Raw genomic sequence first — 13,229 nt, 5'->3', positions numbered from 1 at the left:
GCAGTCGCCTGTCGCGGAATTTTCCGCAATCCTAGTGGCGCTTTTCTGCTGAAAACAGGCAATCATCTGCTAGGGACGATCAGAAGTCACATACGTACCGGCGATCAGGTCGTGAATCGCGCGCTTGTCTTTGCGCACACAGACCATGATGAGGCTCACTAGGGCTCCCAGCCCGAACGTAATGCCATAGACGAGCATCATGCCGACGAGCACGCGCAGCAGCATCGTGCCGATCCCGACAGACTCGCCGTCCACGCGGGCGATGCGCACGCCGACAATTCTTTTGCCGACCGTATAGCCGGACCAAAATACCGGAACGAGCAGGCTGTATAGCGTGGAGATCAGATTGGTCGCGAGATTTCCTTCCGTTTGGCCTGTAATCCAATAGCTGATGATAGCCAGAGGCACACCGATAATCAGTCCGTCCAGCAGGGACGCTCCGAGACGCCGCCAAAACCCGACGGGATTGCTTGGCAATGGTGCAGCGTTTTCCATACGTACCCTTCCTTTCTTTTCCGAGGCTAGGGAATATATATGTTTGGTCAGTTGAAAGTATTTCATGAAAAAACGCCAGCGATTCCTCGGCGATCAAGCGGGAGAAAAGCTTTTTTACAGGGTGGTCAACAGGCGGAGCAAAACTGCCATGCGGCCGGGGATGGCATCGACGACGACGTGCTCGTGGGAGGCGTGGGCGCCGTCACCGACAGGGCCGAGTCCGTCGAGTGTCGGACATCCGGCATCTGCGGCAAAATTGCCGTCACTGGTTCCGCCGACACCGCACTCCGTCAGCTCGAAGCCTTCCAGGCGCGCTTGCTCCTGGGCAAGCGAAAACAGCTTCGCGGTACCGTCGGTCCGCTCCATCGGCGGCTTGGCAATGCCGCCCGCAAGTTTTAGCTCTGCGCCAGCGAGCACAGGGGAGAGCTCGTTCATCAGCCGGGTAATCCGCTCGGCTTCGTCGTGGCTTTGAACGCGGACGTCGATGTCCGCCGTCGCCCAGTCCGGAACGACGTTGGAGACGCTGCCTCCCTTGATCGTGCCGACAGACAGGGTCGTTCCTTTGGCGTAGTCTGTAAACGACTGAATCGCCAGGACGTGATGGGCCAACTCCTCGATGGCATTCACCCCAAGGGCGTGATCGTTGCCAGCATGAGCAGCGCGTCCGGTTGCGGTCAGGAAAAATTCCCCGCCGCCTTTGCGGCTCGTTTTCAAGGAACCGTCTCCGGCTGCCGGTTCCAGCACCAGCGTGTATTTGCTTCGCGCCGCTTCCTGTCTAATCAGTTGCTCGGAGGAGACACTGCCGATCTCCTCGTCCGTATTCCAGAAAAAGACCAGCTTTTTCCGGAGCGGGAGCTTGTGCGAGATGATCGCGCGCAGGGCGAAGTAGGCGAAAACGATCCCGGCTTTCATGTCGTACGTGCCCGGTCCGTACAGGCGGCCGTCTTCCTCCCGCCACGGCTCCTTCGCAAGCGTGCCGATTTCCTTCACCGTGTCAAAATGTCCCAGCACGAGAATTTGCTCGTCGCCCTCGCCGTATTCGATGCGGAGTTGGTCGCCGTACGTTTCCTGCGGCAGACGCTCGATCCGGCAGCCCAGCTCGCGGAAACGCTCGGCGATCAGCAGGCCGAGCCGATCGACCGCCTGCTTGTTGTGGGTCGGGCTTTCCATCTCCACGTAGGTGCGCAGCTCGGCCACGATTTCCGGGAGCTGCTCGCGAAAATAAGACGTCCAGTTGGTCATCATCGTCTTCCTCCTTTATGTACGAGCTTTTCATATGCACTATAAAGCTTCGCGCCCCTTTTCGCCAGAGAAAAATCCGACGGGCCGTCACGATATCCTTAAGAAGTCGGGCATACTAGGCAGAGCAGGAAGCACGGCAAACAAAAGGAGGAAAGTGATTTGTGTGTAAAATTCTGTATTTTGCATAATTAACAGATGGTGAAAAAATGATTGAAATTGTTTAGTTATTGATTAAAATAGTCATTATCCTGCATAAATATAAGTTGTTGTGCAAAATATTCTAGGCAAGCATGGCTGCTTTTGCAGTAAATCATTTCAACCGGGGGTACACAATGAAAAAACGGACATCGATTCTTTCTCTTGCATTATCGTCTCTGCTGGCTGCGGCGATGATCGCAGGCTGCGGCACGGGCAACCAGCCACAAGCGGGCGCAGGCCAGGAGCAACCGGCAGGCCAAGGAGGACAAGCTGGCGAGAAAAAGACGCTCATCATGGCGACGTCTGCGGACTACAAGCCGTATGAATACCACGACCTGACCAGCGGCAAGGACGAGATCGTCGGGTTTGACATCGACATCGCCAAATACATCGGCAAAGAACTGGGCTATGAAATCCAGATTACCGACATGAACTTCGACGGACTGGTTCCGGCGCTGCAAACGAATCGTGCCGATTTCGTCATGGCGGGCATGACGCCAACGGATGAGCGCAAAAAAAATGCGGATTTCTCCGAGATCTACTATGAAGCGAAAAATACGATCGTCTCCAAGAAGGATAGCAACATCACCAAGCCGGATCAGCTCGCGGGTAAAAAGATCGCCGTACAGCTTGGCTCTATCCAGGAAGAGGCGGCGCAAGAGCTGGCGAAAACCGTACAAGGCTTGCAAGTGACTTCCTTGAACAAGCTGGGCGAGATCGTGGAAGAAGTAAAAACCGGCCGCGTCGACGCTGCCATCATCGAGGACCACGTGGCCAAAAGCTTCGTAGAGAGCAACCCTGGCTTGCAGTTCACCACGATTGAATCGAAGGAAACGAACGGCTCTGCCATCGCTTTTCCAAAAGGCTCTCCACACGTAGCGAAGTTTAACGAGGTTATCAAAAAAATGCAGGAAAACGGAGAAATGGACAAGCTGATCCAAAAATGGTTCGCTCAATAATCTCTGAACGCAAAGCTTTTTACAACTACGCAACGTAGCAAGAGGTGAGAGAGGGCATGAATTTGGATTTTGCGCAAATCGTGCCCTATATCCCTTTCATTTTGCAGGGGATAAAGGGCACGCTGCTTGTTACATTGATTTCCGTCGTTTTAGGCTTCATCTGGGGCTCGATCCTCGCACTCATCAAAATTTCTAAATTCGGGCCGCTGAATTGGCTCGCTGTCGCCTACACGTCCGTCTTTCGCGGAACGCCGCTGATTTTGCAGCTCACGTTCGTCTACTTCGCGACTCCGCAGCTCACCGGCTACAACATTTCGCAGTTGGAAGCAGCCGTCCTGACGTTTACCCTGAACTCGGGGGCGTACATTTCGGAGACGATTCGCGGCGGAATTATGGCTGTGGACAAAGGACAGTGGGAAGCGGCCAAGGCGCTCGGCATCCCGTATCGCCGCATGATGCTCGACATCATTTTGCCGCAGGGCGTGAAAAACATTTTGCCTGCGCTCGTGAACGAGACGATCGCGCTTCTGAAGGAGTCGGCGCTCGTTTCCACGATCGGTCTGTCCGACATCATGCAAAATGCGAACGTGGTAAAAGGGGCCATCTTCCGCTACTTTGAACCATACCTGATCGCCGGCTTCCTGTACTATGTCATGGTCATGATCCTGACATGGGTAGCGCGCGTAGTGGAACGGAGGATGAGACGCAGTGATTAAAATCGACAACATTACGAAGTCGTTCGGGCAACTGAACGTCTTGAAAGGCATCTCCACCGAAATCGGCAAAGGCGAGGTCGTGGCGATCATCGGGCCGTCCGGATCGGGAAAATCGACGCTGCTGCGCTGCATAAACCTGCTGGAAGTCCCTACCAGCGGCAAAATCGCGATCAACGGTCAGGAAATTACCGACCCAAAGGCAAACGTCATGGCGATCCGCCAGCAGATCGGGATGGTGTTCCAGCATTTTCACCTGTTCCCGCACATGACCGTGCTGAACAACCTGACCTACGCGCCAATCAAGGTAAAAGGCATGGCGAAAAGCGAGGCGGAGAAAAAGGCGCGGGAGCTGCTTGCGCGTGTCGGTTTGGCCGACAAAGCCGACGTCTTCCCGTCGCGATTGTCCGGCGGGCAGAAGCAGCGCGTCGCCATCGCCCGCTCGCTGGTCATGGAGCCGCAAATCATGCTGTTTGACGAGCCGACGTCCGCGCTTGATCCGGAGATGGTCAAAGAGGTGCTGGAGGTTATGAAAGGGTTGGCCCACACCGGGATGACCATGGCGATCGTGACGCATGAGATGCGTTTTGCGGAAGAAGTGTCCGACCGCATCCTGTTTCTGGACGACGGCCGACTGTTGGAGGATGCGCCGCCAAAAGAGTTTTTCCAAAATCCGAAAAGCGAACGGGCCAAGCAGTTTCTGGAAAAGGTCCGTTGAGCAAAGGAAGCCGCGGGAGCTTGTGCCTGCGGCTTTTCTCTTTGACAGGCGTTGGGACTTGGACTAGAATCAGAGACAGCTTCGGTGGCTGTTGCTCTTTTATTATGAAAATTCATGAGGAATGACAAGGAGTGAAGGAGATTGGATCGTCAACGATTGGTCATCTTGCTGGAGATGGCGATGATGGCGGCGCTCGCGGTTGTGTTCAGCCAGATCAAGGTGTTTGAAATGCCGCAGGGCGGCTCCGTCTCGCTGGTCATGGTTCCGATTGCCTTGATCGCGGTTCGCCGCGGCTTGCTGGCGGGCGTCGTTACGGGGATGGTAGTAGGACTGCTTCAGCTCTTGTTCGGCAGTACCTTGGTCAATCCGGTACAAGTGTTGCTCGATTATCCGCTGGCGTTTGCCGCATTGGGACTGACCGGGCTTGTCCGCCTGTCCGGCCGGGAAGGAAAGAAGCAGCGGATCTTCGCGCTGTGGAGCGGCTTGCTGATCGGGGGGCTGGGTCGCTTGGTTTGCCATTTTACGTCGGGCGTCATCTGGTTTGGCGAGTACGCGCCAGAAGGCACGCCTGTCGCGCTGTATTCCTTTGTCTACAATATCACCTACCTGCTTCCCGAAATGATTATCGCGGGCGTCGTCCTGTCGGTGGTGCTGGGCAGCGCCTCGCAGCTTTTGTTTCCGGCGCGCGACCGATTGGCGTAGTGGGACCTGCATAAAAGACAGATTGTTTTCATAATGTATTCAGGCAGCAATTGCGTTGCCTGAATTTTTCTTTTCGCCGTCATCTGTTCTACCTGTGTTTGCAGCGGACATCGACATTTTCGCGTGGCAGGATACATGTTTATCCGACAGCAGAATATGATGTAATATGCACGTTTGGGAGAACACCTAAAGGAGGTGCAGCAAGAAATGGGATTGCGCTCCTATCGCCTGCGACAGGGGGGCGCCTTGCGACGTGTTCTCGGGGTTGCGTTGGCTGTCGGGGGAATCACCATTTTCCTGTACATGGCACCTCCGTGGGTTTGGTATAGCCTGTTGGCGGCGGCACTCATGGGGGCGGGCTGGTATTTGTATCGTGGGAAGTAATTTCGGTGAGGAGGGGTAGCATGCGATTTTACACCATCAAGTTGCCGAAGTTCCTGGGTGGCATGATTCGCGGCATCATCGAGGCATTCAACAAGAAAAAATGAAGACGCGGCCTCCTTCATGAAAAGACGGAAAAGGAACGTCGGAGAAATGCAAAAAAGCACCTCGAGGGTGCTTTTTTTCGCGTAGCTTGTCAAAACTACACGCGAGTGACGAGACCGGATTTCAGTGCTCGAGTGCTTACATAAACGCGCTTCGGTTTTCCGTTAACGAGAATGCGCACTTTTTGTACGTTGACACCCCAGGTGCGGCGAGTTGCGCGCATGGAGTGGGAGCGAGCGTTTCCAGCTTTTGCAGATTTACCTGTTACAAAGCAGCGACGTGCCATTACGATCCACCTCCCTTGTTGCATCTAAACGGGATTTCCTTGATGGGAAATACAAATACTCGACTATATTAGCACACCATTGCTGTCAATTGCAATACTTGACATGATGATTTGCCCCGTCTTTCTGCTAGGGTTGGTAGGTTCGACAAAACGCTTCATTTCTCCCATATGTTAGTGTAGAATTGAGGGAAGCATGGGTACGCTTACCTATGGAGGTCAAGCTGTTTAACAGAGGAGGAGTCCTTGCATGACAGTGGAAATGAGTACATCGCTAGGAAAGATCGATGTTACAGAAGACGTGATCGCACGAATTGCCGGAGGCGCAGCCATGGAAGTATTCGGGCTGGTGGGTATGGCTTCCCGCAAGGCGTTGAAGGATGGAATTGCTGAGCTTCTTGGCCGCGACAACCTGAGCAAAGGCGTCGTTGTGCACAATACGAACGGCGAAGTGGTTTTGGACATGCATATTATCGTCAGCTATGGCGTGAAAATTTCCGAGGTCGCCGGCAACGTGCAACGCCGCGTGAGATATACCTTGGAACAAACGGTAGGCATTGATGTCACGGCCGTCAACATCTTCGTACAGGGAGTTCGTACAGACAGAGATTCGTAAGGAGGAACAACAGTTGGTACATACGCATCTAGATGGCGTGCTGTTTAGCCGGATGGTTTACCTGGGGGCGAACCTATTATCCGCCAACGTCAGAGTAGTAGATGGCTTGAACGTCTTTCCTGTGCCGGATGGCGATACGGGGACAAACATGAATTTGACTTTCTCTTCCGGTGTGGACGAGCTAAGGCGCAAGGAATCTCCCCGAGTCGCGGACAGTGCTGCTGCTCTGGCCAAAGGGCTTTTGATGGGAGCGCGGGGAAACTCCGGTGTGATTTTATCCCAGTTGTTCCGCGGCTTTAGCAAAGCAGTCAATGGAAAAGACGAGGTGAATGCCCGTCAGTTCGCCGACGCCTTGAAGTCCGGTGTGGACGCTGCCTATCAGGCAGTGATGAAGCCGGTGGAAGGCACGATTTTGACTGTAGCCCGCGAAGCGGCGGAGATGGCTGTGCGTGCAGCGCGCACGTCGGATGACATTGTCTCTGTAATGGAAAAAACGTACGAGCAGGCGCAAGCTACACTCTTGCGCACGCCAGAAATGCTGCCTGTACTGAAAGAAGTAGGCGTCGTCGATTCAGGCGGACAGGGGCTTCTGTTTATTTACGAAGGCTTCCTGCGCGCCTTGCGCGGCGAGGAACAGATCGAAAGCGAAGAACACGCCAAGCCGTCCGTGAGCCCGGAAGAGCTGGACAAGCTGATTTCCGAGCAGCACAATGCGCAAGTCCACATGAAGACCGAGGACATCAAGCACGGCTACTGTACGGAATTTATGGTTCATGTGGCGCACAGCACGGAGCCGCACAAAAAGCCGTTTTCCGAGGTGCTGTTCCGCGGCCATCTCGATACGATGGGCGACTCGCTTTTGGTCGTTTCTGACGATGAGGTCGTCAAAGTACATATACATGCAGAGCATCCGGGCAGCGTCTTGCAATACGCCCAGCAGTTCGGCAGCCTGCACCGGATCAAAATCGAAAACATGCGCGAGCAGCATGCGAACATTCTCAAAGCGGAAGAGGGCAAAAGGGAAGCGCAGGCAGCGGCAGTGGCCCTGCCGGCGGACGAGCAGCTTCCGTACGGACTGATCGCAGTTGCCGCTGGCGAAGGCATCGCGAAAATTTTGCGCAGCATGGGCGTGCACGTCGTGATCGAGGGCGGCCAGACGATGAACCCGAGCACGGAAGATTTCATGAAGGCCATCGCCGGGCTGCATGCGCAACATATCATCATCCTGCCAAACAACAGCAATATTATCATGGCGGCGCAGCAGGCAGCCGAGCTGGCGGAAGTTCCCGTCTCGGTCGTGCCGACGAAAAGCATCCCGCAGGGGCTGGCCGCTTTGCTCGCATTCCATGCGGATGCCGAGCCTGCCGTGAACGCTTCGGCGATGGCAAAAGCGATCACCCAGGTGAAGACGGGAATGGTGACGCATGCCGTTCGCGATACGCAGATGGGCGACGTCGCGATCAAGGAAGGCGATTTCATCGGCATGGCCGAAAAAGAAATCGTCACGGCTGGACCGGAATTGCTGGAGTGCGCGAAGACGCTGCTGCTCGGCATGGCGGACGAGGACACCGAGATCATCACGATGTTCCTCGGCGAAGGTGCGACAGAGGAGCAGGCGGACGCGTTGCAGGAAGCTGTAGCGGACGCATACCCGGATGCGGAAGTGGAGATTCAGTTCGGCGGACAGCCGCTGTATCCGTTTATTTTTTCCGTGGAGTAATGAGGAGAGGAGCACGCAAGAATGCCAGTTGTGATTCTTACCGACAGCGCGTCCGATATTGATGCGTCTGTCAGGCAGTCGCTCGGGATTGTGGCTGTTCCGCTGAAGGTCATGTTTGGGGCGGAGACGTATCTGGACGGAGTGACGATCTCTTCCTCCGCGTTTTTTGACAAGCTGAAGCAGTCGCATGCCTTGCCGACGACTTCCCAGCCGTCTCCGCTGGAGTTTGCCGAAGCGTACAAGGCGATCTACGAGCAGTACGGAAGCGACGTGCAAATCATCGCCATCCTGTTGTCCGGTTCTCTGTCCGGCACGTATCAGTCGGCGATGATCGCCAAATCCATGCTCGATGAGAACATGGACATTACCGTGATCGACTCGCGCAAAGCTTCTTTTGTCCACGGAATGATTTGCGTGGAAGCGGCGAAGGACGCGAAGGCCGGGAAGGGCAAAGAGCAGATTCTCGATGCGATCGACCGCTATCTGGACGAGGTGCAGGTTTACTTCATCGTCGACACGCTGGAATTTTTGCAAAAAGGCGGGCGGATTGGCCGCGCCTCGGCTGTCATCGGCTCGCTGCTCAACATCAAGCCGATCCTGACGCTGGACCCGGCGGGATACGTCGCGGCTTTTGACAAAGTCAGAGGCACGAAAAAAGCGCTCAACCGCGTCCTGGAAGCGTTGCAGGAGTACGCGCAGGGCCAGCCTGTAAAAGTCGCCATCCTCCACAGCAGCGCCCACGAGCAGGCGGCTGAGCTGTTGGAGCGGGTGAAAAACGAGTTTCAAGTGACCGAATCGCACCTGGAGCAGATCGGTCCGGTGATCGGCACGCATACAGGGCCAGGGCTGTTGGGTGTCGTGATGGTCAAGCAGTAGGCACGAAAGTCCATGCGAATCATATGCGAGAAAGCCTCCCGAACGACGGGAGGCTTTTTGCGCGACAAAAGCAGCAACGCGTCCGGACGAAACAGCGGAGAGCGGGATTCGCCGCCTGGCTACACGCCGTGATGCAAAACGAGCAAGCGCCCGCGCCTTGTTTATTCATAATAAACAAACCCGACGAGAATCAGCACGGCGAAAAGCGCCCCGGCCACTATGCGCAGCATGTCGAAGTAAAATTCGGACGGCTCGTCCTGACTGGTGCCGTGCTTGCTCACATACTCCCAGATCGCGCGCGGATAGAGGGCCAGAAAGCCGACAAACAATAGAAACAGGACATAAAAAAGAATTTCGATCACAGCCACACCAATTCCCCCTATAGGAATAGGTATGGTATGGGGCGGAAATGGTTTCAAAAAAGATGAACGACCGCAACAGAGGCGGCCAAACATACGCTACACTTTCCCATGTGGCGCTTTGACAGCCTGTAGGATACAATGAGAGTGAATCTTGTTGAACCCCTTTGTCATTCAGGAGGAGAACCGGTTGAAGTACAAAAGCGTATTTGATATCATCGGCCCGATCATGGTTGGACCATCCAGCTCCCATACGGCTGGCGCTGCCCGGATTGGCCGGGTGGCACGCAAGCTGTTCGGACGGCAGCCTAAGCGGGCAGACATTACTTTTTACGGCTCATTTGCGAAAACGTATCAGGGTCATGGCTCCGACGTGGCAACGGTGGCCGGGATTCTCGACTTCGATACGTCCGATTTGCGCCTGAAGCACTCGCTCTCGCTTGCGGAACAAGCAGGAATCGAAGTGGTGCTGACGACATCGGACGTGTTGACCGAGCATCCGAACACGGCACGGATCAGGCTGTCCGACGATCAAAAACAGGTGGAACTGGTCGGCGTGTCGATCGGCGGCGGAAAGATCGAGGTGCTGGAGTTAAACGGATTTTCGTTCCAGCTCGGCTTCGATACGCCGACGCTCCTCGTTTTGCATGAAGACCGTTTCGGGATGATTGCTGCCGTGGCCAAAGTGCTGACGGAGCATCGGATCAATGTCGGGTTCATGGAAGTGTCCAGGCACGAGCGCGGCTCGCGGGCCTTGATGGCGATTGAGACGGACTCGACGGTATCCCCGGAAGTGCTGGAGAAAATTCGTCAGATCCCCCATATTTTTGATGTTTCCCTGCTTTCGCTCTAGCTTGTCTTTCAGCCAGATGCGCGAAAAAAGCAGGAGCAGAGGAGTGAATCAACCAGATGTTTCGTAACGTAGCTGAACTGGTAGAATTGGCCGAATCCCAGGGCAAAAAAATCTCCCAGGTGATGATTGAAGCGGAAATGGAAGTGTCCCAGCGGACGAAAGACGCGATTATGCAAGATATGTACGCCAATCTTGACGTGATGGAAAAAGCCGTGCATCGCGGGCTTACCGAAGACATTCGCTCCCATAGCGGACTGACGGGCGGCGATGCAAAAAAGCTGCAAGACTATATGAAGAACAAGCCTTTCCTGTCCGGCCCGACGCTGCTCAACGCCGTTTCGATGTCGGTTGCGGTCAACGAAGTAAACGCGGCGATGGGAACGATCGTGGCGACGCCGACAGCAGGTGCCTGTGGGATTGTGCCGGGAACGCTGTTTGCTGTCTCGGACAAGCTGAAGCCGACGCGCGAGCAGATGGTCAACTACTTGTTCACCGCAGGCGCGATTGGCTATTGCATCGCCAATAACGCGTTCATCTCCGGCGCTGCGGGCGGCTGCCAGGCAGAGGTCGGCTCGGCGACAGCGATGGCGGCGGCCGCGATTGTCGAGATGGCGGGGGGTACCCCGGAGGAATCGGCGCAGGCAGTCGCGATTGCGCTGAAAAATATGCTCGGTCTGGTCTGTGACCCCGTAGCCGGACTGGTGGAAGTGCCGTGTGTCAAACGAAATGCGATGGGAGCCGCGATTGCGACAGTCGCAGCCGACATGGCGCTGGCGGGCATCAAGAGCGTGATCCCGACAGACGAAGTGATTGACGCGATGTATCGGATTGGCTGCTCCATGCCGACTGCGCTCAAGGAAACGGCGCAGGGCGGACTGGCGGCTACCCAGACGGGCCGTATGATCGAAGCGAAAGTATTCGGCGTACGGCTGGAGAAGTAAATGGCCGGGGTGTATCAGTCGCCTGTCTCCCTTTTGCACGGGGTAGGGGAGGAACGGGCGAAGGCATTTGCGGGACTCGGAATTCACAGCATCGGCGACTTGCTGGAGTACTTTCCTTCCCGCTATGAAGACTACCGCGTGCGCGATTTGACAGAAGTAAAAGACGGAGAGAGGGTCACGCTGGCGGGCACGGTGTACGGCGAACCCTCTGTTCGTTTTTATGGAAAACGAAAATCGCGCCTCTCCGTCAAAATGGTCATGGATCGCGTAGTGGTGACGGCGGTCTGGTTCAACCAGACGTTTGTGAAAAGCAGGCTATCGCCCGGCAAGGAAATTCTCGTGACCGGAAAATGGGACAAGCACAAGCTCCAGATTACGGTCAGCGAGATGACCGAGGTCGATTCGGAGCGGGCGACCAAACGCGGCGAGCTGGCTCCGGTCTATCCGCTTGGCGGCGATATGACGCACACGCTGCTGCGCAAGTCGATCCAGCAGGCGCTGCGGCAATACGGCAAGGACATTCCGGAAATTTTGCCGCCGGATATCGTGGAACGCTACCGGCTGATGCCGCGCGTGGCGGCGTTTCATTCGATTCACTTTCCGGAAAACGCCGAGGACGGGCGGCAGGCGCGGCGCCGGATCATGTTCGAGGAACTGTTTTTATTTCAGTTGAAAATCCAGACGCTGCGCCGCATCAATCGGCAGCAGTCGGAAGGCGTGGCCCTCGCCATTCCGATGGACGAGGTGCGGCAGTTTGTCAAAGGGCTGCCGTTTCCGCTGACCGATGCGCAAAAGCGGGTCGTCAAGGAAATACTGGACGACATGCGCGCCCCGCATGCGATGAATCGGCTGTTGCAGGGAGACGTCGGCTCAGGGAAAACCGTGGTGGCTGCGATTGCGCTTTTGGCTGCCGTGAAGGCTGGCTATCAGGGAGCATTGATGGTGCCGACCGAGATTCTCGCCGAGCAGCATGTGCAGTCGCTGACGAAGCTGTTGGCGGACTACGGCATCGAGGTCGCCTTGCTGTCCGGTTCCTTGACGGCCAAGCGCAGACGGGAGGTCATCGGCTCGCTGCAAATGGGGCTGATCGACGTCGTCGTGGGGACGCACGCGCTCATTCAGGAGGACGTGTTCTTTTCGCGGCTGGGACTGGTGATTACAGATGAGCAGCACCGCTTCGGCGTCGAGCAGCGGCGCATTTTGCGCAACAAGGGACTCACTCCCGACGTCCTGTTCATGACCGCCACGCCGATTCCCCGCACGTTGGCGATTACGGCGTTTGGCGATATGGACGTCTCGACGATCGACCAGATGCCGGCAGGCCGCAAGCCGATTGAGACGACGTGGAAAAAGCACGACCAGTTCCCGGCTGTCCTCGAGCAAATGCGCAACGAGCTGCGCAAAGGGCGGCAGGCGTATGTCATTTGCCCGCTCATCGAAGAATCGGAAAAGCTCGACGTGCAAAACGCGATTGATGTTCACGCGCAGCTTTCCCACGTCTTCCCGGAGTTCGGCGTCGGGCTCATGCACGGCCGCCTGCCTGCGAAGGAAAAAGATGCGGTGATGCAAGCTTTTCTCGCCGGGAAGCACGCCGTTCTCGTCTCGACGACGGTGGTCGAGGTCGGCGTCAACGTGCCGAACGCTACCTACATGGTCATTTACGACGCGGAGCGGTTCGGGCTTGCCCAGTTGCACCAGTTGCGCGGGCGGGTCGGGCGCGGCTCGGAGCAGTCGTACTGCGTCCTGATTGCCGATCCGAAGTCCGAGATCGGCAAAGAGCGGATGCGCGTCATGTGCGAGACGACGGACGGCTTTGAGCTGTCGCAGCGCGATTTGGAATTGCGCGGACCGGGTGACTTTTTCGGCACGAAGCAGAGCGGCTTGCCCGAGTTCAAAGTCGCTGACCTGTTGTCCGACTACAAGGCGCTGGAGGTTGCCAGACAGGAGACGGCGCGGCTGGTGGCCGACGACTCGTTTTGGCGAGACCCGGCGTACCAGTGGTTGCGCGACTATTTGCAGCGCGAAGGCGTACTCGATGGCATCGTGTTCGATTAAGGCAGCATCGAGA

The 13,229-nt window shown here is 56.1% G+C and carries 16 protein-coding genes; 12 read left to right on the top strand and 4 right to left on the bottom strand.

Features of this window, described 5'->3' with window-relative positions:
- Positions 1-69 precede the first annotated feature (69 nt).
- Together AC3WJN_RS01690 and AC3WJN_RS01685 are read right to left on the bottom strand one after the other, a co-directional pair.
- The gene (locus tag AC3WJN_RS01690) at positions 70-495 is read right to left on the bottom strand and encodes an RDD family protein (protein WP_005831029.1); all 426 of its coding nucleotides are present in this window, start codon (positions 493-495) and stop codon (positions 70-72) included.
- Between the two features lie 114 nt (positions 496-609).
- Positions 610-1,740, bottom strand: coding sequence for a M20 family metallopeptidase (locus AC3WJN_RS01685; protein ID WP_035316857.1), 1,131 nt, complete (start codon positions 1,738-1,740; stop codon positions 610-612).
- Positions 1,741-2,069: 329 nt separating this feature from the next.
- On the opposite strand from AC3WJN_RS01685, the gene AC3WJN_RS01680 reads away from it, so the two are divergent.
- From AC3WJN_RS01680 to spoVM, 6 genes are all read left to right on the top strand, one after another.
- Positions 2,070-2,894 (top strand): transporter substrate-binding domain-containing protein, encoded by an 825-nt coding sequence (locus tag AC3WJN_RS01680; protein WP_005831027.1) that lies wholly within the window; start codon positions 2,070-2,072, stop codon positions 2,892-2,894.
- A gap of 56 nt (positions 2,895-2,950) precedes the next feature.
- A complete protein-coding gene (locus tag AC3WJN_RS01675) occupies positions 2,951-3,610 on the top strand; it encodes an amino acid ABC transporter permease (RefSeq protein WP_005831026.1) in 660 nt (219 codons plus the stop codon).
- Positions 3,603-4,325 (top strand): amino acid ABC transporter ATP-binding protein, encoded by a 723-nt coding sequence (locus AC3WJN_RS01670; RefSeq protein ID WP_005831025.1) that lies wholly within the window; start codon positions 3,603-3,605, stop codon positions 4,323-4,325. Before AC3WJN_RS01675 ends, AC3WJN_RS01670 begins: the two co-directional genes overlap by 8 nt.
- Positions 4,326-4,466: 141 nt before the next feature.
- Positions 4,467-5,027 (top strand): energy-coupled thiamine transporter ThiT, encoded by a 561-nt coding sequence (gene thiT, locus AC3WJN_RS01665; protein WP_007779172.1) that lies wholly within the window; start codon positions 4,467-4,469, stop codon positions 5,025-5,027.
- Between the two features lie 246 nt (positions 5,028-5,273).
- Positions 5,274-5,411 carry a hypothetical protein gene (locus tag AC3WJN_RS01660; RefSeq protein WP_162129876.1) on the top strand — a complete coding sequence of 46 codons (138 nt, stop codon included), beginning with the start codon at positions 5,274-5,276 and terminating at the stop codon, positions 5,409-5,411.
- A 20-nt stretch (positions 5,412-5,431) separates the two neighbouring features.
- Positions 5,432-5,515, top strand: coding sequence for a stage V sporulation protein SpoVM (gene spoVM / locus AC3WJN_RS01655; RefSeq protein ID WP_005831022.1), 84 nt, complete (start codon positions 5,432-5,434; stop codon positions 5,513-5,515).
- Between the two features lie 95 nt (positions 5,516-5,610).
- On the opposite strand, the gene rpmB is transcribed toward spoVM, so the two are convergent.
- Positions 5,611-5,799 carry a 50S ribosomal protein L28 gene (gene rpmB / locus AC3WJN_RS01650; protein ID WP_005831020.1) on the bottom strand — a complete coding sequence of 63 codons (189 nt, stop codon included), beginning with the start codon at positions 5,797-5,799 and terminating at the stop codon, positions 5,611-5,613.
- Positions 5,800-6,046: 247 nt separating this feature from the next.
- Here rpmB and AC3WJN_RS01645 point away from each other — a divergent pair, with 247 nt between their 5' ends.
- The 3 genes from AC3WJN_RS01645 to AC3WJN_RS01635 are packed head-to-tail and all read left to right on the top strand — an operon-like array spanning position 6,047 to position 9,008.
- Positions 6,047-6,412: an Asp23/Gls24 family envelope stress response protein gene (locus tag AC3WJN_RS01645; protein ID WP_005831018.1), complete on the top strand. Its 366-nt coding sequence runs from the start codon at positions 6,047-6,049 to the stop codon at positions 6,410-6,412.
- 13 nt (positions 6,413-6,425) lie between these two features.
- A complete protein-coding gene (locus AC3WJN_RS01640) occupies positions 6,426-8,132 on the top strand; it encodes a DAK2 domain-containing protein (RefSeq protein ID WP_005831017.1) in 1,707 nt (568 codons plus the stop codon).
- 21 nt (positions 8,133-8,153) lie between these two features.
- Complete coding sequence (locus AC3WJN_RS01635; protein WP_005831016.1) at positions 8,154-9,008, top strand: DegV family protein; 855 nt, start codon at positions 8,154-8,156, stop codon at positions 9,006-9,008.
- A gap of 161 nt (positions 9,009-9,169) precedes the next feature.
- Here AC3WJN_RS01635 and AC3WJN_RS01630 read toward each other — a convergent pair whose 3' ends face one another.
- The gene (locus tag AC3WJN_RS01630) at positions 9,170-9,376 is read right to left on the bottom strand and encodes a DUF6199 family natural product biosynthesis protein (RefSeq protein WP_007779165.1); all 207 of its coding nucleotides are present in this window, start codon (positions 9,374-9,376) and stop codon (positions 9,170-9,172) included.
- Positions 9,377-9,557: 181 nt separating this feature from the next.
- Here AC3WJN_RS01630 and sdaAB point away from each other — a divergent pair, with 181 nt between their 5' ends.
- From sdaAB to recG, 3 genes are read left to right on the top strand one after another with little or no spacing between them, the layout of a single operon-like run.
- Positions 9,558-10,220 (top strand): L-serine ammonia-lyase, iron-sulfur-dependent subunit beta, encoded by a 663-nt coding sequence (gene sdaAB / locus AC3WJN_RS01625; RefSeq protein ID WP_007779162.1) that lies wholly within the window; start codon positions 9,558-9,560, stop codon positions 10,218-10,220.
- Between the two features lie 56 nt (positions 10,221-10,276).
- Positions 10,277-11,161: an L-serine ammonia-lyase, iron-sulfur-dependent, subunit alpha gene (sdaAA, locus tag AC3WJN_RS01620; protein ID WP_005835912.1), complete on the top strand. Its 885-nt coding sequence runs from the start codon at positions 10,277-10,279 to the stop codon at positions 11,159-11,161.
- Positions 11,162-13,216, top strand: coding sequence for an ATP-dependent DNA helicase RecG (gene recG, locus AC3WJN_RS01615; protein ID WP_007779154.1), 2,055 nt, complete (start codon positions 11,162-11,164; stop codon positions 13,214-13,216). It begins immediately after the preceding gene.
- Positions 13,217-13,229: the final 13 nt, after the last annotated feature.

It is taken from the genome of Brevibacillus sp. FW306-2-1A-C05A, from assembly GCF_058781555.1.
This window is presented reverse-complemented; position numbering and strand designations above follow the sequence as displayed.